This is a genomic window from Pseudomonas sp. ICMP 561, from assembly GCF_002699985.1.
GTDB classification, from domain to species: Bacteria; Pseudomonadota; Gammaproteobacteria; order Pseudomonadales; family Pseudomonadaceae; genus Aquipseudomonas; species Aquipseudomonas quasicaspiana.
The window spans coordinates 23,659-45,755 of the sequence record NZ_LKBT01000013.1 but is presented as its reverse complement, the minus strand read 5'-3'; the positions used below and the strand labels follow the sequence as shown (position 1 = coordinate 45,755).

Genomic DNA, 22,097 nt, shown 5'->3' with positions numbered 1-22,097 from the left:
TTCGCTCCCACGAATTAGTGTTTGCAGGCCACATAGAATCTCCCCAAAGGATTTTCGCCTGCAAGATTGCGTGAAAACAGCGATATCGGCTAACGCAGCAAGTCCACATTCTCGTTGATCCGACTTTGTATCGTATGCAGAGTGTCCGGGGTGATCATGCCTGGGCATACACGCTCGGCTATAGCCGAAAACTGGCTGGCGATGCCGCCAATGCTGTCAATAATCTCGCCCGCTATATCTACTGAAACTTCTGCTTCGTCTGCAAGGTTGAGTAGCGCATTCCGGTCGATTGCCAACGCCTCGCCCATCACGTCCATCTGGTGATAACCGCCAGGCCCCTCACAAAATGTGACGTCGTAGGCAGGAGCGAGTCGCCATGTACCTGACGATGACATGACATAGGCGAAGTTTTTCGGATGGTCGTCGCGGTTGTTGAACGCAATATTGAAAACGGCACGCTGGAAGGCAATAGCTTTCTCCCGTACATCATTGGTGCACATCTGCGTTGCCCGCAAAAAGTTGACATAGTCCAGCGCACCTGGAGACGTGTAATCAGCTCCGGTAAAAGCCGCAAGGCTCTGCATGGGCACACGCTGGCCGTCTATACGATCAAAACGTTTGCTCGCGAAGGCTGCCAGGCCATTGGGCAGACTAAAGTGCTGCGTATCGGGGGTCTGGATGCCGCACATGCGGAGGCATTCGGCGTAGACCATCTCGATAGCGCATACCTCCCGGTGTTCGTCTTTTGCGGGGAATTTGATCAACCAGGCTTCCAGACCCGGGCTGTCCGCAGCAGTGGTGAAGGCTCCGCTCTGAGGATCGCGATAGACCAGCGCCTTGGGTCTGGCACCTTGAGGCGAGCCCCCCACCAACAGCAGCGTCTGCAGAAAATCCCCGCCCTCGCCATTGAGAACGTCCTGAATCTCAGACGCAAGCAGCTCAAGGGGGATATGCACTTTCGGCTCCAGCGCCTCGGGAGCCACGGGTTCAAACGACATTGCGCCCATGGCATGGCTGCCAATATAAGCCAGCCGCTCTAGCGGTCCGATACGTGCGACATTGAGGCCGCGGCGTTTGAACAACCTGTCCATAAGCAGCATGCCCCAACCATCCGGCAATGAGTCATAGACAGGACCTGGCAGACCGAACTGGTGTGACGCAAATCCTCGACGCAGGCGTGCACCCTCTAACGGAAGGGTGTAGGACGATAACTCCAGGCCTTTGCCCCGAGCCTCATTGCTGTACTCAAAAACAATCTGTGGGCGACCGGTGATAGCCGTTGTAGACACAAGCGTGCCCCATAACCAGCGCTCACCCCAGCCGTTGTAGTAGACGTTGATTTGCTCAAGCATCGCCGGACTTCCCTCTCACCCGATGACGATGCGCAGTGCTTTCGTATCGGTGGATATCTTCGAGGCTGTCCAGCTTTGGCAAGAACAGTCCTTCAAGTTCCTTGCTTCGCCCAAGCACCATCGCGACACGAACAAGACTCTCGAACCCGACATTGCGTCCGGCTTCAAGATTGGCAACGGTATTGGTCGCCACACCGGCGCGACCTGCCACGTCAGCTTGCGTCATCTGTTGAGCAAGACGCTCCGTGCGCAGGCGCTCACAGAGTCGTTTAACAATCTCACTCGGCTTGCTGAAGCTTAAATCCAACATAACGTCTTCCGGTGCTGAGTCCTGCATGGAACTTGAAACTATAGACTAGCCTCGGCCTTATCAATACCTAATTCCCTTATTTTTGTTTTTAAATCCATAAATCAGATATAAATTACAATATATTGATATTGAAATATCATAGCGAGGGTGTTTCCTGTATGGGCGTCCCGTCCAGAGGCCGCGCTGTGGCACAGCAAACACGGACCCTGCAGGAGTGAGCTTGCTCGCGATAGCGGTAGACCTGTTAAGAAATTACCGTCTGGCCTGAAGCTATCGCGAGCAAGCTCACTCCTACAGTCCAATGTTTACGATGCGACAGCGTGTCATTTATCGGGAATCAAACCGCAGGAAACGTCGACTCGATGCAGTCGATCAGCCTCTGGGCGTTAAACGGTTTGCTCAGAAAGCCCACGGCGCTGCCGGTCATGGCGCGTTTGCGTACGGACTCTTCGGGGAAGGCGGTGATGAAGATAGTGGGGATCTGCAGACCCTGACGGCTCAGGTGCTCGTGCAACTCAACGCCGCTCATGCCGGGCATTTGCAGGTCGGTGATGAGGCAATCAACCGTTTTCAGAAAGGGCGAGATCAGGAAATCCTCGGCCGAGGCGAACAGGCACGCGACGAAACCCAGAGAGCGAACAAGACTGTCGATGCCAGTGCGGACTGCCGTGTCGTCATCGACGACCGCGATCACCGGGGATTTAGCCAAGACCAGTTACCTTCAATAGCCATGAGTAGAAGTGCCGATGATCTGCGCACTCATGGCCTGCACGGTAACCAGCGCGGCACGTTCCTGAAATCATACCCACGTATAAAGCACGGTTTAAACCGACCGACGGGCGAAACACTGACCGTGTGGACAGTGATTGCGCCCGACGATTTGTCAGCGCATATCTGCGTATGGCGTTACGGCTTCAATAGGCATCGGCAGATTGCCTTGCCACACATCGAAGGTGTAACGCAGATAAAGCATGGCGCGACTCGGCGCATAACCTTCGCTGTGTTGCAGTGCGACGCCTGAGCCAAGCACCAGGTGGTCACTCAAACGTCGTTCAAGCGATGCCTGCAAGCGAACACTTGCGCCAGAGCTACTGCTCGCGGCTTTGGTCAGCGTGGTACTGCCATCGATATCCAGTCCGGCGTCCGAAGCCTGGCTGAAGAACTTGCCAGCCGGGCCATCCAGCGGATACAGATCGCTGCTGTCGGTTTTCGAGAAGGACCAGCCCACTGAGCTGTCCAGCTGAACGGACCAGTTGGCATTGCGCCAGGCATAACTGAACGGCACACCGATCGAATAGTACTGCTGCGGGCTGTAGTAACCACCCTGCCCCAGTGTGTATTCACTCAAGTCCTTGTCGTAGCCCCAGTACATCAAGGTCAGGCCGGTGCGCATGCGCTCGTCGGCACGGTCCATCAAACGGTAGTAATAGCCGGTCATTGCCGAGAGCCGCTGATTGTCGACCACGTTGGTACCACGCAACCAATGGCTGCCAAAGCTGGCCCATACGCCGTCAACGCCACCTTCGTCATGGCTTAGGCTCAGTGTCAGCCCATTGCTGGTCACACCGCCCCAGCGGGTTCCGGTCACAGGATCGACAGCACCTGCGTAGGACACGACGGAGTTGCTCACCGGACGACGCGAGGCGGTCAGGGTCCAGCCGATGGATTGCCAATCGCTTCTGTAGGCGACGCCACCCAGCCAGTTGCCAACTTCGAAGCCTTGTGGCGTATGACCCAGATCAACGGCCCACTGAGCGTTTTTCCAGCCCACCGCCAGGCTCGGCCCGGAGGTACTTTGTGAGGTGCTGCGACAGCCGTTGGCGACCAGCGCCCCGGTGGTTCGGTCTCGAAACTGAACCGCACAGGTGCCGAATGCCTCCCGGTGCAGGCCGTCGGCATCGGTGTCGAAAGCAGTGGCCTGCAGATCGACCTGCTCGGCCTGCACAAAACCCTGCCCCGCGGCAAAGGGGGAGTCGATGCGCAAAATGGTGGTCTGGGTAGTAAGGTCGGAAATCCCCGGCGCGGTATTGTCGGTGCGCCAGGCAAAATCGCGGTACACATTGACCGTTGGATTCTGCTGTTTATAGAGCTCGTCGACTTCACTGCGCAGACTGCGTGGCAACCAGTCATCGGCGTCCTTGGCACGGCTGGCCCCAGTCATTGCCAGGTTGTCCCGCGGACTGCCTTGCGCAGGTGAAATCAAGCCAGCCGAGGCCATGCTGCGGGCGTAATTATCCAGTGCCTGTTGCGGATGATCCTTAGCCATCAGGCGGGCAGCATCGCGGTACAACAAAGGATCGGTCTGTGGGGTTTTCAGCAGTTGGGCAAAGATCGCATTGGCCTTGTCTTTTTCACCCACGGCGGCCCATGCGTTGGCCAGACGGCGTTGCCAGCTCACCGAAGCGGCCGGGGTCACGACGATGCTGTTCAGCGCTGCGTCTGCCTGGGGCGTGCGCGCCGTTGCAATCTGCACTTCGATCAGCCCCAACTGCGCTTCGGCATTTTCAGGATCGGCCTTGAGCACTTTGCGGTAATCGCTTTCGGCCTCGGGATAGTCCCCGCGCTGCATGGCCCAATCGGCCAGCGTGGCGAAATCGTCCAGAGTCGGATTGGCCCGCAACAATGCAATGGCCTGCGGCTCGCGCCCGGCATCACGCAACTGCTGCGCCTGAGCCAGCAATTGCCTGCGTTTGATCCGCGCGGCCAGCTCGCGCATGTTGTCCGTCCAGGCCTTCGCGGGAATCTGGCCGAGACTGCTCAGTACGTCGCTGTCGCGATTCAGGTTGGCCAGATACAGACCGTGTGCGTAACGCGCTTCAGGATTGCTGCCTTGACGGGCCAGCAGTTGGCGAAACGCGTCATCCGCTTCGACCGGTTTACCCAATGCGATTTCGGCTGCTGCAAGGCGATAGGTCAGCCACGGATTATCCGGGTCCAATTGACGGATTTTTTTCAGCACCAGCATCAATTGCGCCCAATCGGAACGTTCGCTGAACACATCGGCCTGCAGGTTCAAACGCTCGATTTCAAAGCTCTGGCGCAAGGCGGCGAACTCGGATTGGTTACTGGCGGGCAAGCTGTCGAGAAACGCTTCGGCTTTGGCACTCGACTGCCCACGGTACAAGCGCACCAGTGCGCGCAGCACGCTGGTGTTGTTTGGTTCAGCCTTGCGTGCTTGCAGTAACAGCGCCTCGGCACCGATATCATCGGCCTCGCCGAGGGCCACGGCTGCCAGGCCCATCAAGGGTGCGGCAGCCTTGGGATTGAGAATTCGTGCCTGCTGGTACGCCTTGCGCGCCTTCACGTAATCCTTGCGCTGCAAGGCTTCGTCGCCTTGCTGAAGGATCATCCAGTTGCGGGTCAGCAACTGCAGGTCCTGCCATTTGCTGATGTAATAGGTGTCTTGTTCTTTGGTCAGCGCAGTGGAAAACGCCTCAAGTGCTGCCGGGTATTTATCCTGGCGCATCAACGATGTGCCCAAGGCACCATACAGACTCGAATCTTGCGGATAGGCTTTAACGGCGCGCCGCAACAGCACTTCGGCCTGGGCGCTGTCAGTGCCCTTGTCTCGTTCCAGCAGACGCTTGGCCTGGGCCCCCGCCTGCCATGCGGGATCGGCAAGCAGTCGTTGCTGTTCGGCCAGCCGCTGGGTAGCTTCCTTTCTGAACGACGAATAAGGGTAGTAATCGAGAAAGACCTGCCAGTTTCGGGCCGTTTCAGGGCTCACCGGCAAGGTGTTCAGGTAGATGAATTCCCGCTCTGCGGCATTGTTGCTCGCCTGAGGATCAGCTGCCAATTGATGCAGCACCGCCAGCGCCTGATCGTTACGACCTTCGGCAAATAACAGGCCGACCAGCATCTGCCGCACGCTGGCATTGCCCGGGTAGTCGCGATCAAGGTCTTTCAAATGCTCGATGACGGCGGCCCGCTGGCCGCTGATGCGACTACGGGCGCTCCAGTATTCCAGCGCAGAAGGCAAGTCCGGCGGCTCTTTGCCGAACAGTTGTTCAAAGGCCTCACTCGCTTGATCGAAACGTCCGGCAGCAGCAAACAACCGCGCTTGCTGTAACTGCCCCGCACCTTCCGAGCTGTTAAGCCGGATCAGCGCGTTTGCCTGACGCAGCGCCGCCGAGTCGGGCCCCTGCTGACGCAAACGGGCCATGAGTTGCTCAATCCAGGCGGTATTTAGCGGCGCACTTTTATCAGCCAGTGCCTGGCGAACCTTGCCCACCAGAACCTGCGGATGATTGGGATCAATCAGCTCCAGCCTCGCCAGGGCATCACGCACCAGATCGTCGCGATACAAGGCTTCGCCGATACGCGCCTGTTGCAGCAGCCACTGCTGTTGATCCTGAGGTGCAGGCGCTACGGTTGCGCTGAGCGCCGTGCCATACCAGCAGGACAAGGATAATGCGCCGCACATCGCCAGTGCCTTGAGTGCACCTTTGGGCAGCAGCCGGTAGCCGGAAACGGGTGGTGGATTCACTGTTTGCATGACGATGTCCAGGCTGGCTGCAAACGTCCGTCCTTATCGAATCGATACCGCTGTTCGTCCCAGCCTTGGCCGAACATCAACAGCGACTGGCTGTAATAAGCGTCAGCCAACGGCGGCGCGGTACGCAGTCGCTCACGCTGGGCACTCAATGCAGCACTGTCGTCGGCCAGCAACGGCAGAAGGGCCGCCGAAAAACCGGCAGGCCCCGTGCCAGTGGACTCACCAGTAACGACGGCGACCTGCTCAGGCACAAAACCCCGTTGTCTGGTGGCGTCGATCATGGGTTTGAAGTGCGCGAGCAACGAAGCACGCTCCGGCGCATCGGACGCCAGCATCCCCAGCCAGAGGTAGACACGAATGGCGTCGTAACTGCCTTTTGCTCCGTGCTCCTGGGCCTCTGCGCCTTGCCCCGCTTGCCACACCAACCAGTCTGGAGCGAAGCCTTTTGGCGAGCCTTCGATCCACAGACGCCGGGCGTTTTTTGCCACCTCATCCCAGACGGGGGCGATCAGCGCAAAGCGAGCCAACAGTTGCGGCGGCGTATAGCTGGGGTTCAGACGCCAACCTTGGGGCGACTCAAAACCTTTGTCTCCCGGCAGCAGCATCAACCCCAGACCCGGCAGCTTGCGCAAGGTCTGCGCGGCACTGCGCCACAGCAGATGGTTACCCAATTGCAGGTAATCAGGCCTGCGCCAGAGCCGTCCCGCTTCCAGCAGGCTGTACGCGATCCACAAATCCGAGTCACTGGCATTGTTGCTGTCGAGCACCTGCCACTTGCCTTGCGCGCTGAGGCCCCATTTCCAGGCTGGCAGATGATCGTCGAGATCACCGCCTGCGAGGTTGTCGCGCGTCCAGTTCAGCAACCGCTCAAAGCTTTCCCGGTCGTTGGCCACCAAGGCGAAAAACAGTCCGTAGCTCTGCCCTTCCGACGTGGTGATCTGCTGCGCGGAGGAGCGGTCGATGACCCGGCCATCAGCGCTGATAAGGTGCTGCCTGTAACTCTCCCATGCGGGCCAGTTACACGCAGGCGCACCTTCGGCCTCCTGAGTCAGAAATGACAAAGCAACGGTGGCCAACAAAAAACCGACCCCGTTCACTGACTTATTCCTCATAAGCCAGACGGCGACGAGCCGCCCACTGCAACATGCGCCATACCAGGAACGCACTGAGCAACACGCCGCCCACCGCCATGAAGGCCAACAGCACGGGATGCTCGGAAAGCTTGAACCAGAGCATCAGCCACCACGGTAGCTCACCGACGAAATACTGATCGCCAACTGCCTGGCTGCTGACGCCACTGCTGCGGATCAAGGCGACCGAGCCAGACACAGCGTCCATCTTGCCGCTGTCGTTAAGCGTCTCGCGCAGCAGGCTGAAGTCAGCATCGGTGGTGGCCAGCAGTGCAACAACGCTGCGCTGGTCATGGTAGGGCGACTGCAAGCCGACGATTGCAGCAATCGGCCCCTGAGCCGAGACTTCGACACGGCTGGCAACCGGGTTCCCCTCACCCTTTATGGCTGCATAACCTGGGCCTTGCTGGTTAGCCTTGAGCAACCAGTTACGGGAGCGATCCAGCAGCAGATTCATGTCGTGGTTGTCGCGCATATCCGGGGCGAACGAGCCGAGCACCAGCAGGTCGGCGTCGTATCTGGACGCCTCCTCCCAGTTATCGCTGAGTTTGAGGTTCAGGGCAGGCAAGCCCGATCGTGCCGAAATCCCTGCGACCGCTTCCAGGTAAGTACTCAGTTGTACGGCACTTGGCCGGGACGGCAACAGCACCATGGTTTCGGACAGATCCGCCATGCGGCTGTAGGGGAAACCACTGCGCGCGAAGGCCGCCAGATCAGGCATCGCCATGTAATGGTGGTAACCCGACATGTCGATGGTCGACTGGTCGTCGATGACTGCCTGGGTGTCTACCGGCAACGATGTCTGACAGCGATCACGCTGGGAGCCGCTATTGGTTGTCGCGAAACTGAAATTAAACTTCAGGGTATTGCGGTCGCCGATCTTCAAGGCCGGAACCGAGAGGTTTTCATTGACGTTGGCTGACTCGCTGGACATCACCGCAAGGCGTAACTCTTCAAGCCGGTCATTACTGTTGACCTGCAATGGCAGGCTGGTGATGAACTGGTTGTTGAGGCTGATGTTGAGGCGCGAACCATCGTTGTATGCGGGCGGCGTGTAGCGGTATTTGGTTTGCAGCGGGATACCCTGATTGCGCCAGACGAACAGGTCAGGCGGCAGGTTGATGTCCAGGCTGATCGGCAGCGGTTGCAGACCGCTGACGCGCAACTGCTCGGGGTACTTGATCAACTCGGCAAAACGTACCGGGCGATCAGTGCGCATCCAGTTTGGCGCGTCGTAGGGCACGCGGGGCTTGATCTGTTGCAGCTTGTCGATGACCACGCGCTCGCCACGAAACAGATCGCCGCCCAACGCCAGCGCCTGAGCGGCGGTGACCAGGTCCGCGTCGTCACGTCCCAGCACCAGCAAAACCTTGCTGAAGCGATCGTCAGGGTTGTCGATCACCTGCACCACGGGCGCATCCACCGCCGGGAATTTCTCCAGGTCCGCCAGAAACGCCGGACGATGGGTGTTGGTGGCAAACACAACGGATGACGTCACTTGACCCGCGCTGGCAGCAGGCAACTGATCCGACAGTACCGGGAAGGTCATGGCGCGCCATGAAGACAGGCTGCCGAAATACGAGGCCAGAATCCCGGCAGCGCGCTGTTCGCCCAGCGTAGGGGCAGCAGCGAACACCATGTTCAATACCGGTTTTTCATACCCACGGGCATCGAAGAAAGGCATCGGGAAGTAAGACAGATCGTTTTTGACGATCAACGCCTGCTCTCTCAATGCGATCTGGCTGTTGCGTCCAATGCTGACCCACAGCGCAGTGTTGGACGGTTCCTCACAGATATCGGTGTAGTGCCCTACAAACTCCAGCCGGACCCGATTGAAGTCGGTGATCAACCGGGGATCAAGCTGAACCGGACGAACCACTTTTTTGCCCAGTTGATCCTTTTCAATCGGGATGACGCTCATCAATACGTCATTGAGGTAAACCCTCAAGTGCGACAGCGTCGGCAGTAGCGCCGGCGAAGGGGTGTATTCGAGTTGCAAACTGGCATCGCTGGCGATGCGGTCGCGGCGCATGGTGAACTCGAACTGATCGGTAGTGTGCGTACCCAGCAAAAGGCTGTCCGCGGGGCGGCCCAGTTGCAAAAAGCTGCGAGTGACATCCCAGCCCGGCGTCGCGCCAGCCACCGTGAGGTCCGGAGTGGAAACCACCGCAGTCCCGGCTTGGGCACAGGTCATGGCCACCCACAGCAGACTCGCCAGGGTGAGATTAAAAGAGCGACTCATGGGGCACTTACCGATCGGGAGGATGAGGAATAAGGTTCGGATTTGGCAAAGCGCGGCACGTAGCTGAGCAGCCACGCACACGTCGTTACAAAGGGGCGCGTAATCGCACGCAGCCAGGCAGGCAGGTACTGATAAAGACGGTAATAACCGCGAGCGCCCAGGCTCAGTACATCAATGAAACTGTGCAGCGGACGATCAGGGGTGAAATCTTCGCTCCAGTTCAACCACGCATCAGCGCGAGCAAAGGTGCATTGCACGTAATCGATTTTCTGTTGCGCAGACAGTTCGTTAAGCGAGATACCGATGAAGTTCTTGTGGCTGCGACTGACAATCCCGGAGAACAGAAACTCGCGCTCGCCACGCTGCATCAACAAGCTGACCCGCTCGCCCATTGGCAAACTCAGTTGCGCGTCCAGCTCGATGCCTGCGCCACCGTCGGAGTAGTCCACCAGCATGCCGGGGTAGAAACGTCCGTTCGGCAAACGCACAGCAGCAGGCAATTGGGCCTGGACGCGATGGGTTTCACGCACCTGACGCACCTCGGCGGCAATCGCCACCGCAGCGCCGACAATCAGCAGGTTGTAGAGCACCCAGAGCATGCTGACCAGAATCGTGCCGACCTCATTCGACGGACCGGTAAACAATCGCCACACCGCAAAGCCCAGGCCAAGAACATTGAGCGCCGCCAGCACCAGGTAAGGCCGTGCGATCCCCCAGTCGAACTGGTTCTCGCTCATCAACCCACCTTTGGCGGTCACGTTGAACTTGCCTTTCTTCGGGTTGAACAACGCCACAGTCGTAGGCCGTGCGATGTACCAGGCGAGCACGGTTTCATAGACTTCGCCCCAGAAGGTCAGACGATGTTCGCCCTGCATTCTGGAGTTGGTCAGGCTGGCATGGACCATGTGCGGGATCACATACAGAACGATCATCAGAGCCGGGGCATAGATGATGTAGGCGTGCAGCAGGAGGAATGCCAAGGGGGCTGTGAGAAATACCAGCCGCGGCAGGCCCGCCAGAAAGTGCAGCATGGCGTTGGCGTAGCAGATCCGCTGAAAGATCGTCAGCCCCTTGCCCAACAACGGATTGTCCGTGCGGAAGATCTGCGCCATGCCCCGCGCCCAGCGAATTCGCTGACCGATGTGCGCCGACAAGCTTTCAGTTGCCAGCCCTGCTGCCTGAGGAATCCGCACATAAGCCGAGTTCCAGCCCTGGCGATGCAGTCGCAAGGCGGTGTGGGCGTCTTCGGTAACGGTTTCCACGGCAAAACCGCCGATGTCATCAAGGGCAGTACGACGCAGCACAGCGCATGAGCCGCAAAAGAACGCGGCGTTCCACATGTCGTTGCCATCCTGGACGAGGCCGTAAAACAGCTCACCTTCGTTGGGGCGCTGCCGGAAGGTGTCGAGATTGCGCTCGAAAGGGTCTGGCGAAAGAAAGTGATGCGGCGTCTGTACCAGCGCCAGCTTCGGGTCGCGCAGGAACCAGCCCACGGTCAGTTGCAAGAAAGAGCGAACCGGCACGTGATCGCAATCGAATATCGCCACCAGCTCGCCATCGAGCTGCTGCAACGCATGATTGAGGTTGCCGGCCTTGGCGTGTTTGTTGTCGGAACGGGTGATGTAGTTCACGCCCGCCTGCTCGGCAAACAGCCGAAACTCATCACGCTTGCCATCATCGAGAATCGATATGCGCAGCTTGTCGTGCGGCCAGTCGATACCCAGTGCGGCGTACACCGTGCCGCGTACGATGGACAAATCTTCGTTGTAGGTCGGGATCAGCAGATCCACGGTCGGCCACAAACGTGTATCACGCGGCAGCTGCGCGGGCGGCCGCCGCAGAGGCCAGCAGGTCTGGACATAACCGAGCAACAGCACCAGCCAGGAATAGGTTTCGGCGATCAGCAGCATGACACCGCAGGCCAGATCCAGCGGGCTGTCCCAGTTCAGGGTTGCGGTGTAACGCCACCAGAGATAGCGGCACGAAACAATGACCGACAGCATGATCAGCAGCAGTGTCGGAAAACGCCCTGGCACACGACGGATCAACATCGCCACCGCCCACAGCAGAATCACGAACAACAGTTGCGAGAAATAGCTGAAAGGTTCGGTGATACACACCGCAACCAGAAGCAAGGCCATGGCCGCGCAGAGATAGCTCAGGCAACGCTGCTGGCGAGCACTCAGGGTTTGCCACCATTTGGCACTGCCATGCACCGACTGGCTCTGAGTCATTTGTACCGGCAAGCCATCCAGCAAAGTCCCGAGGCGCTTCCAGACGCTCCGATTAATCTGACCGGTCGTGCGCAGCCACTGCGGCACTGCACGGCGGCGATAGCTCGGCCAGGGCCGGAACACCAGCAACCAAAGGCTTTGCAGGGCTATACGCAAGGGATCCCCGGCACGCGGCTGCTTGCCCGCCAGATGCGGATACCAGCGTTGACGTTGTTCCAGCAGCCGTTGCCAGACCGGAGATTCCAGCCGCAAAACCAGCCAGCTCAGGCTGATCAGAGACGCCAGCAAGAATGCCGTCGGTGGATAGCAATCGTGCTGGCGACGCAACTGCATATAAGGGAAGTAGCGCGCAATCATGCCAGCTCACCGCGACGCGTCAGGCACCAGGTCGCCAGACTCAGAGCGTCCTGGGCAGCCAGACTGTCAGGTGCGTATTGGCCGACCGGTTGCTTGAACGCCAACGACTCACTCAGCGCCTCATCAGCATGCACCGTGAGCGGCAAAAGACGCGATGCGTGACTCTCCCGCCAGATCAGCAGCAAGTCGCGCTGCAACTGGCTGCCCGGATCAAAACGATTCACCAGCAACGGCAGCGAGGACGGGGACGGCTGGAGCAAGAGCACATGACAGGCTGCATCCGCTTGCGCGATCTGGATCGGAAACTGACACGGGCCGATCGTCGAGTGGCCTGTCAGGCGTTGCGGCATGTCGAACAGGATCCAGTCGTAGTGAATGGCCAGATTCGCCTGACGTCGACTCCAGAGGAACGGATCATCGATCAGTTGCCCTTCGATGAGCATGCTCTCTGCATGGGTCAACTGCCCATAGGGCAACAGCTGCAATGTCGGTGACAAGCTCCAGGCCTGACCATACCAGTCCTCACCGTCCAGCATGGCCCGGGCCCACCCGCCACTCTCTGCCACGGGCAGATTGAAATGCAGGCGCAGCATGTTTTCCGGGCACATATCGATCATCAATACGCGCTCGCCCAGGCTTTCAAGGGCATAACCCAATGCCGCCAGCAATGAGCTGGTGCCGACGCCGCCGCGAATGCCACGCAAGCTCAGGGTGGTCACGATTGCGCCCCGAACCTGTTTTTGCGGATCGGTTGATGGGCCGGCAAATCTTGCGTCGGCTCGCCAGGGATCGTCAGATCAACCAGCAAAGGCCAACGCTGCAAGGCACGGCTCAGCTCCATCTGCGCAGAGATATCGACATACTCGAGGCTCGGCAGACTCAGCTCGACTTTAAGTCGGGCAATATCATCGGCTCGCTCGTTGCGCGAAACCGCCTGCTTTTTCACTTGAACCTTTGCGGGTAAGGCAGCCATGCGCCCTTCTCCTTGATCCGAACGTAAGGCTTGCCGGCGTAGTCGAGTACTACGGTTCCGGAGTTTTCCGAGACCATCGGGGTCTCTGGCAGATTGGCCAGGAGCACTTTCCAGTCAGGTATCAACCCTTCCCCTTGAGGCGGGGCGGCATACAAGCGCGAGATGATTTCCGAGACCGCCAGGTAGCTGCTTGGTCCGGAGATGTGCAACGGTTCCGGGCGCGGATTTTTGCCCATGCCGATCAGCTTGATGCCGACCGGGACATGAGTAATCGACGGGCTCGGAATTTCGCGCATGCCGTCGATCTGCATCCGGTCGCCATGCAACGCCGCGCCGTGCTCAGGGACGATCACCACCGCCACTCTTCGGCCGCTCTTTTCCAGTTCCTTGAGGAACGCGGCAAGGTCGTCGATCAGGGTTTGCGCACGGGGTTTGTACTCGGCGCTTTTGGTACCGCCATCAGCAGTGAGCGCGCGGTTGCCGTCATGCAACGTCGTGGTGTTGTAAAACAGCGCCACTCGGGAGTCAGCCTCCCCCTCACGGTGCTTCCACCATTTATCCAGAACGTCCCGGTCACGCAAGACCGGCGAGCCGTCAAAGCCCACTAGCGTCCGTGGGAGATCCAACGTACTGACCGCCGGGCCAGGCATTGATCCCTGAGCACGAACCTCGTCCATGAAACCTTCGAACTGCCCGGTGTGATTGAGCATGACCTCGCTGTCGAATCCCAGCTTGCGCAGATCATCCATCAACAGGCATTGCTCGGGCGCCACGCCGTACAGCTTGTTGTGTGGCTGCTGACCGCAGCTGGCACGCAAAAGTCGAATGGCAGCGGGACCGCTATAGGAAGTGGCCGAGTTGAAGTTGTCGAATACCACGTCCATCTGCTGCAGCAACTTATTGTCCCGCATGCCCACGGCGTCCAGATCATCCCAGGCCATGGAGCAGATGTTGATCAATAGCAGGTCGAACGGTTGGGCGGCCGATGCCGAAGGGACAAACGCCACCTGCCGCCCTGCCTCGGAGCTGTAGAACTTCTGCAGGTAGCTATCAAGCGTCTTGCTGTCCGGCTCGGCAGCGCTGATGGCAGCGGCAGGTCCGGCCACTGGATTGACCGGCTGCGGAACGGGTGCATGCATCGCCAACAATCCCGAACCGCCCAGCCAGGCAAAACCGGCCAGGGTCAGGGTGGTCAGACGCAGCCACTGACGGACGAAGAAATACCCCACCATCAGCAGCAGCAACGCCCCGCACAGGTTCCAGTCGATGAAGCGACCAGCCAGTTCCAGCAGGTAGTCACCGGTGAAGTTCAGGACGCCAGGCTGATCCAGCAAACGACTGAAAGGCGGAAGCCAGGTGTCTTGATACAACAACGCTACGCCTACCGGTATCGCAATCACCGTGCGCAACAGCGCCAGATATCTATTGCGCAGCGGCACCAGCAAAACGGCGGCGAAAACCAGATTCGGCAGGATTTGCAGATTCAGGTATCCAGCCCAGAGCAGCGCAAGCTTGATAATGAAATACAGGTTCCACAGCCCCAGACCGGGCCAGGTCCAGACAGTATGGGTACGCACCGGGGCGGCGCTGACGCTCTCAGGATGGATCATGAGCGTCACTCACAGTGGGCGCAGCGGATACACGTCGGCGAACGCCGCGGGGTTTCAGATAACGCGGGGGCAAGTAACGCTGGAACCACAGTTTGAGGTTCAGGTGAAAACGGCCCAATACCAGCATCAAGGCCACGGTCATCAGGCAGCTCGCCGCGATGACCTGCAACAGCTCGGCATACTTCATGAGCAGTGCTCCGACAACGTCAACGTGATCCGTTGCGGTGCATAGCCGACCTGGATAATGGCCTGCGTCAAATCTGCAGTGACCTGCTCCGTGGCAAGGCGGGAAGTTTCCAGCAGCTGCGATGCGTCGAGGAAGTCCTGACGCGGCAGCATGTCTACCGCAGAAAGCGACTTGCACTCAGTGAACAGGTCTCGCCAGGGTAAACGGCAAATGTTGCCCAGCGCCGGTTCCAGACCGTCACCACGACAGGCGAACAGGAACAGGTAAAACACGCCGTTGACCACACAGGCCACGTCGCCATAACGCCGCAAGCTGATCTGGTTCAGGTACTGATCAATGTTCAGATCGCCTCGCGGCCGAAGGCTCAGCAGTTGGTGAACCAGCTCGCCCGAGGCACCGCTATAGACTTGATCCAGCAAGGCGATGAATTCTTGCGGCGACACAAGACCGCGCTGAGCGGGTGGGCGCAGTCGTTCGAACAGCGACTGGAAGTCGGGCGTCTGACGGTAGTGCCAGGTCAGGCCCTGCACGCTGTCGACCATGCTCAGGAAGTTCGCCAGTTGAGTATTGGCTGGCACAATCAGGTTGGCACCACACGCCAGCAACAGGCGCTCATCCCGGTAGCGCAGGCAAGGCTCCATCTCGCGCACAATGATTTTCAGGGCTACGCCACAGTGGTCGCGCAAATGATGCAACTGCCGGGCAAGCGGTTCGACTTCGCTGTTGCTCTCCAGCGCCACGATGACGCTGGCAGCACGAGCGTGTGCCGCCTGTTCCAGCAAGTCACTGCGCTTTTCAAACAGACGCCACTGCTCCGACAACGGTGCAGTGCCCTCAAGCACCGCACGTTGCGTAAGGTAAATGCGTTGGTCGTCGGTGCGCACCTGAAAAGGGCTGGACGAGGGCGATTTGCTCTGGGCAAATGCACCGTCTGTCACCTTCAGATCGAACGCCTGCGCGGCGCATACGCCCAAACTGCTGTGCCAGAAGTTGAGCTGATAACGCACACCACCGTCCTGGCGATACAGCTGCGCCAGACCGGAAATCTGCTCGTTGAGATCAAGCAGTTTTTCATGCAACTGCGGGGCCTGATCACTGCACAGCACCAGCAGTGTGCAATTGCGTTTAACCAGCCATTGACGGGTACTTTCACACCAGCGTTGCAGTTCCAGCCCGGTGAAGTTCTCCAGGCTGTCAGCCGACAACATGAGCACCAGATGACTGTCACGTGCAAGATTGATGCGGTGCAGATCTGCCGTCAGCGACGTGAGAAATTTACGGGCCGACCCGGGAACAGCGAACAGGCGTAAGGCGGACGGACCACAATCTGCGTCCATGGATTCGACGACTGTTTGAGGGTCGATATGGGTACTGACCAAGGTGGCCAGATGCTGTTCGGTCAGCGCGGACAGGAACTGTCGGGCGAGCATGTCAGCATCCGATGCCAGATCCAGTGCGATCCAGTACAAACCTCCCTGGCGCAGCAGCATGTTCTCATCCTGCATCTGCCGGATGGCTAATGTGACATGACCCAAACGCGCTACCCCATCAATTCGAATGCACAGGCAACCCTCAGACCGAAATGGCTGAACGTTGGCAGAACTACAAGACTTTGAACTACAAAAAACGAGGCAAGCGCTCGTCAAGGCGGCGCGTTTGATACGCGTCGAACCTCAATATTCAGAGCGTGTAAATGAGTGCGATCATCCCCACCGCGCGATCTGATTCCTTCAACAAACCAGCCATGGCAGTGAACATTCATTCCGTGTGGCGCGAATAATGTGCCATCAAAGTGACACTGTCAATAATTTGAAAAGCTTGTTGTGTGCAACGGACGAACGGTAGTGATGTGTCGTTTTTTTGGCGATACAAAACCGTTGCAAACTGTTACATAGCCTGAGAACAGCTCAAAACCGCTCCCATCAAACAACACGTAGCTATCTGAATTACGCAAATCCTGTGGGACCGAATTCATTCGGGAATGGGCCAGTACATCCACTACATCATCTTCGTCTGGAATGCTGTCTTCCCGGATGAATCCGGTCCCAACAGCCCTCTGTTCACCGGGGCAGCTCTTAAGGGTGAGCGCAGGCAAATAAAAAAAGGCGCCTGAGCGCCCTTGAGTTGGTCTGCGTTTACTCCTGAGGCAGCGCCATACCTTTTGGCCATAGCAACCAGATATTGCCCTTCTGCTTCATGTCGCCCGCCAGGTGCCCCGCTTCATCGCCCGTGCCCCAGAACAAATCGGCACGGACCTCACCGGCGATTGCGCCGCCTGTGTCCTGTGCGGCAACCGGACGTACAAGAGCGGTACCGTCAGGACGGGTGGTCGATAGCCAAAGCAGGCTGCCCAACGGAATAACCTTGCGATCAATCGCCACGCTGTAACCCGACGTCAACGGCACATTCAACGAGCCCCTTGGCCCTTCGTTGCTGTCAGGGTTGCGGGTGAAGAATACGTAACTGGGGTTGCTCGCCAACAGCTCGGGGATGCGCGAGGGATTGGCTTTCGCCCATGCGGCGATGCTGCCCATGGTGATGTCTTCCTTGGGTATCGCGCCCTGCTCTACCAACCAGCGACCAATGGCCCGGTAAGGTCTGCCGTTCTGATCGGCGTAAGCGATACGCAGCTGTTTTCCATTCTCCAGGCGAACCCGGCCAGAGCCCTGAATCTGCAGAAACTGCAGGTCCATCGGATCGGTCAACCAGGCAATCACGGGGGCATTCAGGCCCTGCGCACCAATAGTTGCGGCGTCATCGTAAGGCTTGAGCACGCGCCCTTCGAGACGTCCGCGCAGACGTTTGCCTTTGAGCTCCGGGTAGATGCTTTCCAGATTGACGATGATCAGGTCGTCGGGCACGCCATAGATCGGCACCGAAGCTTTGGCGGTTTTGGTCAGGCTGCCGGGGTAGACCGGCTCGTAGTAACCGGTGATCAAACCGTCCGCGCTGCCGGTGGCCGAGCGCATGCTGTAGACCTGAAGATTCGCCTGCAGAAAGTCGCGGATCTGCACCGCGCTGGCATTCGCAGGCACTGTGGCCGCAGCGGCACAGGTCGCGCCCCAGACTGCATCGGCCTTGAGTCGCACACAGGCGCTGCGCCACGAAGCGAAACCGGCTTGCAAGTCGGCATCGGAGACCGCAGGCAGGGCATCCCAGGTCGCCTGAGTGTAAGTGGTATGCGGCGGGGGCGGTGGTTCTGGTGGCGGGGCTGGCTGTTTGTCTCCGCCATCGCAACCGACGAGCAGAATTGCCAACGGCAAAGCCCAGGCCAGGCCTTTGCGCCATTGCTTGAAAGAAAGGTTCATGAGCACTGCGGCTCCCCTGGAGCGGTGTGGGCCGCAAGGGTACTCAATGCGTGAGCCGGGGGAAACCCGGATAGCAGAAACGCAACAACATCGCGCAGTAAATGACGAAACTGCAGGAGTTGCTCCAGTGTCCATCCCACCGCGCTGTCTCGCGCTAAAAGGTAGACCTGTAGGAGCGCACGAGCACCGCGAGGCCGCGATAGCGGTGTATCAGACAAACCGCTAATCGCAGCCTTCGGCAGCTCCTACAAGGAAGTATTGCAGCAAGGTTTCACTTCAACTGATTGGCAAACCGGCTCACAGCGCCCACCACCTGTCGGGCGCCTTCCTGGATTTCGACGATCACCGAGCCTGCATCGTTTGCCAGCCCCAGTCCCTGCTCGGCCTGCCCCCGGCTGTTGGCCATTCCGCGTACGGCCGCGTCCACCAGATTCTGGTTCTGCTGCACCACGTTGACGATTTCCTCAGTCGCGGTGCTCGTGCGACCGGCCAGTTGCCGGACCTCATCGGCGACCACTGCAAAGCCTCGACCCTGCTCACCGGCCCGGGCGGCTTCAATGGCAGCGTTAAGCGCCAGCAGGTTGGTTTGCTGCGCGATGCCGCCGATGGTCTGAACGATGGAGCTGATCAGCAGCGACTGCTTGCCTAACGCTTCGATGCCTTCTGACGCCGACTGCATTTCGTCCGAAATCTTGCGCATGGTGTCTACAGTGTCCTGAACCACCGTCGCGCCGCGCTGGGCACTCAAGTCCGTACGCTGGGAAATCTCGAAAGCGATACCTGCCGCTTCACTGACTTCCACCTCGCGCTCGACCTGATCGGTCACCACAGTCGCAAACTTCACGACCTTATAAAGCTTGCCCTGAGCGTCATGCACCGGGTTATAGGTTGCTTCCAGCCATACCACACGACCACTGGCGTCAACCCGCTTGAACCTGCTGGCAACAAATTCGCCACGATTCAAGGTCGCCCAGAACTCTTTGTATTTGGATGAAGCGGTTTCTTCAGGCTCGCAAAACATGCTGTGGTGCTTGCCCTTGATCTGCGAAAGGCTGTAGCCCATGCCGCGCAAGAACTGATCGTTGGCCTTGATAACATGCCCACTGAGATCGAACTCGATGACCGCAGTGGAGCGCAGCAACGCCTGGATGAATCCAGCGTTTTCCGTGGCCAGTTCGATCGTTTCGGTGATGTCGGTACCGAAGCAACGAATCTCGGACAACTTGCCATTCTCGCCCATGATCGGATACCAGATCGCCCGCAACCAGGCCAGACTGCCGTCCACTTTGATAAAACGGTAGTTGTCGATGACCGATACGCCACTGTCGACCGCCGCCCGCAAGTTGCGGTAGCACTCAAGCTGTTTGACATAGGCCGGAATGAGATCGTCCAGCGGTCGGCCCAGCACACGGTCGGCACCATAGCCCAGTGTTTTCAGAAAATTGTCGTTGATTCGGGTAATGCGATAGCTGGGATCAAGTGTGATGGAGAGCATCTGAGCATTCATGCCGACTTCCATCTGCCTGTAGATCGCCAACTCGGCTTGTTGCGCCTGTAATTCCTTTTTCAAGCGAGTGTTGAACATTTCGCCACCGGTCGATGTGTTGAGTATTTCGGTTATCGGCAAAGGGTGAAAAGGGCTTATGACCCTTTGTCAGATTTCACGCAACGCGCTAAACGCAACGAGATGCATCAGGTTTAGCCACTTCGGGTTCACCATTCACCCCCATATGAATGAATAAAGCAGATTTTCTGCCAGTGCGCGTGTTTTTTACAAGATGTTGCGAGCCAGCTTTACTTGGCCGAAGTGTCGTCTAGCATGTGAAGGGTCTCGCGCAGCATCTCCCCGCAGTATCAAGGATGGTCAGCCAGAGTGTGGTGGTCATGAAGATCCCGACCGGCGACCGCTCTATCCTCATGAACGGAGTTGAAAGCCACCGTATGAAAGCAATTGTCACCGGCATCACAGGACAGGATGGCGCCTACCTGAGCGAGTTATTGCTCGAAAAGGGCTACACGGTTTATGGCACCTACCGACGCACAAGCTCCGTCAACTTCTGGCGCATAAACGAGCTGGGCATCCAGAATCATCCCAACCTGCACCTGATCGAATACGACCTGACCGATCTGTCAGCCAGCATTCGTCTGCTGCAGAAAACCGAAGCCACAGAAATCTATAACCTGGCAGCGCAAAGCTTCGTGGGCGTGTCTTTCGACCAACCGGTCACCACCGCTGAAATTACCGGCCTGGGCGTGGTCAATCTGCTCGAAGCCATACGCATCGTTAACCCGAAGATTCGCTTTTATCAGGCATCCACCTCCGAGATGTTCGGCAAGGTGCAAGCCATTCCGCAAATTGAAAGCACGCCGTTTTACCCGCGCAGCCCCTATGGCGTTGCCAAGCTTTACGCACACTGGATGACCATCAATTACCGGGAGTCTTACGGAATCTTCGGTACCAGCGGCATCTTGTTCAACCACGAGTCGCCCCTGCGCGGCCTGGAATTCGTGACGCGCAAGATCACCGACTCCGTGGCCAAGATCAAACTGGGCCAACTGGACGCGTTTTCTCTGGGCAACATGGACGCCAAGCGTGACTGGGGTTATTCCAAAGAGTACGTCGAGGGCATGTGGCGCATGCTTCAGGCTGACGAGCCGGACACCTTTATCCTCGCCACCAACCGAGTGGAAACCGTACGTGACTTCGTCACCATGACGTTCAAAGCCGTCGGTATGGACGTTGAGTGGAAAGGCTCAGGTGAAGAGGAGCACGCGGTCGATGCGGTAACGGGCAAAGTGCTGGTGACGGTCAACCCGAAATTTTACCGTCCGAACGAGGTCGAACTGCTCGTCGGAGACCCGGCCAAGGCGAAGAAAATCCTCGGTTGGGAGTCCAAAACCACGCTAGAGGAGCTGTGCCGCATGATGGTTGAAGCCGATTTGCTGCGTAATGAGAGAGGCATTAGCTTCTGATGACTATTGCTGGCAAGCGCGCGTTGATTACCGGCATCCACGGCTTTACAGGCCGCTACATGGCCGCAGAACTCAAAGCCCAGGGCTGCGAAGTCATTGGCATTGGCCGTCAGCCGTCTGAAGAAGCGGGTTATTACCAGGTCGATCTGGCGGACACTGCAGCATTGCAAAAGCTGTTGGCCGAAATTCAGCCAGACATTGTGGTGCATCTTGCCGCAGTGGCATTTGTCGGACATGGCGTGGCGGATGCGTTTTATCAGGTCAACCTGATTGGCACTCGCAACCTGCTGGAAGCCATCGATGCGTGCGGCAAAACCCCGGACTGTGTGCTGATCGCCAGCAGCGCGAATGTTTACGGGAATGCCTCAGAAGGTTCGCTAGATGAAACAACGCCAGCCTCCCCTGCCAATGATTACGCGGTCAGCAAGTTGGCCATGGAGCACATGGCTAACCTCTGGCAGGCCCGACTACCTTTGATCATTGCGCGCCCGTTCAATTACACCGGCGTGGGGCAGGACGAAAACTTTCTGCTGCCCAAAATCGTCGCGCACTTTTTGCGCAAGGCGGACAGGATCGAACTGGGCAACCTTGATGTGTGGCGCGACTTCAGCGATGTGCGTGCGGTTGTCAGTGCCTATCGGGGGTTGCTGGAAGCTAAGCCTATCGGGCAGACCATCAACGTCAGCTCGGGCGTCACTCACTCACTGCGTGAAGTGATCGACATGTGCAGCGAAATCACCGGCCATGAAATCATCACCGAAGTGAACCCGGCGTTTGTCCGGGAGAATGAAGTGAAAACGCTGTGTGGGGATAACTCACGGCTGCGCGGTTTGGTGCCGGAGTGGCAGACGCCGCCATTGAAAGAGACGTTGCGGTGGATGTTGGAAGGCTGATGCACGTATCAACAGCCTTCAACACCGTAGGAC

The 22,097-nt window shown here is 58.4% G+C and carries 15 protein-coding genes and 2 pseudogenes; 2 read left to right on the top strand and 15 right to left on the bottom strand.

Annotated elements, in window-relative coordinates:
- Positions 1 to 89: 89 nt before the first annotated feature.
- The 15 genes and pseudogenes from AO242_RS12750 to AO242_RS30160 form a co-directional block, all read right to left on the bottom strand.
- Positions 90 to 1,352 (bottom strand): type II toxin-antitoxin system HipA family toxin, encoded by a 1,263-nt coding sequence (locus tag AO242_RS12750; protein WP_099268996.1) that lies wholly within the window; start codon positions 1,350 to 1,352, stop codon positions 90 to 92.
- On the bottom strand, positions 1,345 to 1,662 hold the full coding sequence (locus tag AO242_RS12745; protein WP_122394607.1) for a helix-turn-helix domain-containing protein: 318 nt from the start codon (positions 1,660 to 1,662) through the stop codon (positions 1,345 to 1,347). The genes AO242_RS12750 and AO242_RS12745 overlap by 8 nt, the downstream gene beginning before the upstream one ends.
- Positions 1,663 to 1,999: 337 nt before the next feature.
- Positions 2,000 to 2,371 carry a response regulator transcription factor gene (locus tag AO242_RS12740; protein WP_099268994.1) on the bottom strand — a complete coding sequence of 124 codons (372 nt, stop codon included), beginning with the start codon at positions 2,369 to 2,371 and terminating at the stop codon, positions 2,000 to 2,002.
- A gap of 174 nt (positions 2,372 to 2,545) precedes the next feature.
- A complete protein-coding gene (gene bcsC / locus AO242_RS12735) occupies positions 2,546 to 6,157 on the bottom strand; it encodes a cellulose synthase complex outer membrane protein BcsC (RefSeq protein WP_257153428.1) in 3,612 nt (1,203 codons plus the stop codon).
- On the bottom strand, positions 6,145 to 7,269 hold the full coding sequence (gene bcsZ / locus AO242_RS12730; RefSeq protein ID WP_099268993.1) for a cellulose synthase complex periplasmic endoglucanase BcsZ: 1,125 nt from the start codon (positions 7,267 to 7,269) through the stop codon (positions 6,145 to 6,147). The genes bcsC and bcsZ overlap by 13 nt, the downstream gene beginning before the upstream one ends.
- On the bottom strand, positions 7,259 to 9,529 hold the full coding sequence (gene bcsB / locus AO242_RS12725; RefSeq protein ID WP_099268992.1) for a cellulose biosynthesis cyclic di-GMP-binding regulatory protein BcsB: 2,271 nt from the start codon (positions 9,527 to 9,529) through the stop codon (positions 7,259 to 7,261). The genes bcsZ and bcsB overlap by 11 nt, the downstream gene beginning before the upstream one ends.
- Positions 9,526 to 12,120, bottom strand: a complete 2,595-nt coding sequence (bcsA, locus tag AO242_RS12720) for a UDP-forming cellulose synthase catalytic subunit (protein WP_099268991.1) — start codon at positions 12,118 to 12,120, stop codon at positions 9,526 to 9,528. Before bcsA ends, bcsB begins: the two co-directional genes overlap by 4 nt.
- Positions 12,117 to 12,839, bottom strand: coding sequence for a cellulose biosynthesis protein BcsQ (gene bcsQ / locus AO242_RS12715; protein ID WP_099268990.1), 723 nt, complete (start codon positions 12,837 to 12,839; stop codon positions 12,117 to 12,119). Before bcsQ ends, bcsA begins: the two co-directional genes overlap by 4 nt.
- Positions 12,836 to 13,093 carry a cellulose biosynthesis protein BcsR gene (bcsR, locus tag AO242_RS12710; RefSeq protein WP_049827026.1) on the bottom strand — a complete coding sequence of 86 codons (258 nt, stop codon included), beginning with the start codon at positions 13,091 to 13,093 and terminating at the stop codon, positions 12,836 to 12,838. Before bcsR ends, bcsQ begins: the two co-directional genes overlap by 4 nt.
- Positions 13,063 to 14,703, bottom strand: coding sequence for a cellulose biosynthesis protein BcsG (bcsG, locus tag AO242_RS12705; RefSeq protein ID WP_099268989.1), 1,641 nt, complete (start codon positions 14,701 to 14,703; stop codon positions 13,063 to 13,065). Before bcsG ends, bcsR begins: the two co-directional genes overlap by 31 nt.
- Complete coding sequence (bcsF, locus tag AO242_RS12700; protein ID WP_099268988.1) at positions 14,690 to 14,890, bottom strand: cellulose biosynthesis protein BcsF; 201 nt, start codon at positions 14,888 to 14,890, stop codon at positions 14,690 to 14,692. Before bcsF ends, bcsG begins: the two co-directional genes overlap by 14 nt.
- Complete coding sequence (bcsE, locus tag AO242_RS12695) at positions 14,887 to 16,425, bottom strand: cellulose biosynthesis protein BcsE (protein ID WP_099268987.1); 1,539 nt, start codon at positions 16,423 to 16,425, stop codon at positions 14,887 to 14,889. Before bcsE ends, bcsF begins: the two co-directional genes overlap by 4 nt.
- Positions 16,426 to 17,025: 600 nt before the next feature.
- Positions 17,026 to 18,198, bottom strand: coding sequence for a murein transglycosylase A (gene mltA, locus AO242_RS12690; RefSeq protein ID WP_099268986.1), 1,173 nt, complete (start codon positions 18,196 to 18,198; stop codon positions 17,026 to 17,028).
- A 271-nt stretch (positions 18,199 to 18,469) separates the two neighbouring features.
- Positions 18,470 to 18,904: pseudogene (locus tag AO242_RS30165) on the bottom strand (methyl-accepting chemotaxis protein); the annotation flags it as partial.
- Positions 18,905 to 19,012: 108 nt separating this feature from the next.
- Positions 19,013 to 19,693 (bottom strand): annotated as a pseudogene (locus AO242_RS30160) (PAS domain-containing protein); the annotation flags it as partial.
- Between the two features lie 446 nt (positions 19,694 to 20,139).
- Between AO242_RS30160 and gmd the strand changes: the two are divergent.
- Positions 20,140 to 21,171 (top strand): GDP-mannose 4,6-dehydratase, encoded by a 1,032-nt coding sequence (gene gmd / locus AO242_RS12680; RefSeq protein WP_099269055.1) that lies wholly within the window; start codon positions 20,140 to 20,142, stop codon positions 21,169 to 21,171.
- The gene (locus tag AO242_RS12675) at positions 21,171 to 22,064 is read left to right on the top strand and encodes a GDP-mannose 4,6-dehydratase (protein WP_099268984.1); all 894 of its coding nucleotides are present in this window, start codon (positions 21,171 to 21,173) and stop codon (positions 22,062 to 22,064) included. The genes gmd and AO242_RS12675 overlap by 1 nt, the downstream gene beginning before the upstream one ends.
- Positions 22,065 to 22,097: the final 33 nt, after the last annotated feature.

Excerpts from the sequence above, each read along its gene's own strand:
- bcsZ (WP_099268993.1), bottom strand. The coding sequence starts at position 7,269 with ATGAGGAATAAGTCAGTGAACGGGGTCGGTTTTTTGTTGGCCACCGTT.
- mltA (WP_099268986.1), bottom strand. The coding sequence starts at position 18,198 with ATGAACCTTTCTTTCAAGCAATGGCGCAAAGGCCTGGCCTGGGCTTTG.
- bcsR (WP_049827026.1), bottom strand. The coding sequence starts at position 13,093 with ATGGCTGCCTTACCCGCAAAGGTTCAAGTGAAAAAGCAGGCGGTTTCG.
- bcsB (WP_099268992.1), bottom strand. The coding sequence starts at position 9,529 with ATGAGTCGCTCTTTTAATCTCACCCTGGCGAGTCTGCTGTGGGTGGCC.
- bcsA (WP_099268991.1), bottom strand. The coding sequence starts at position 12,120 with ATGATTGCGCGCTACTTCCCTTATATGCAGTTGCGTCGCCAGCACGAT.
- gmd (WP_099269055.1), top strand. The coding sequence starts at position 20,140 with ATGAAAGCAATTGTCACCGGCATCACAGGACAGGATGGCGCCTACCTG.
- bcsG (WP_099268989.1), bottom strand. The coding sequence starts at position 14,703 with ATGATCCATCCTGAGAGCGTCAGCGCCGCCCCGGTGCGTACCCATACT.
- AO242_RS12745 (WP_122394607.1), bottom strand. The coding sequence starts at position 1,662 with ATGTTGGATTTAAGCTTCAGCAAGCCGAGTGAGATTGTTAAACGACTC.
- bcsF (WP_099268988.1), bottom strand. The coding sequence starts at position 14,890 with ATGAAGTATGCCGAGCTGTTGCAGGTCATCGCGGCGAGCTGCCTGATG.
- bcsC (WP_257153428.1), bottom strand. The coding sequence starts at position 6,157 with ATGCAAACAGTGAATCCACCACCCGTTTCCGGCTACCGGCTGCTGCCC.
- AO242_RS12750 (WP_099268996.1), bottom strand. The coding sequence starts at position 1,352 with ATGCTTGAGCAAATCAACGTCTACTACAACGGCTGGGGTGAGCGCTGG.
- AO242_RS12675 (WP_099268984.1), top strand. The coding sequence starts at position 21,171 with ATGACTATTGCTGGCAAGCGCGCGTTGATTACCGGCATCCACGGCTTT.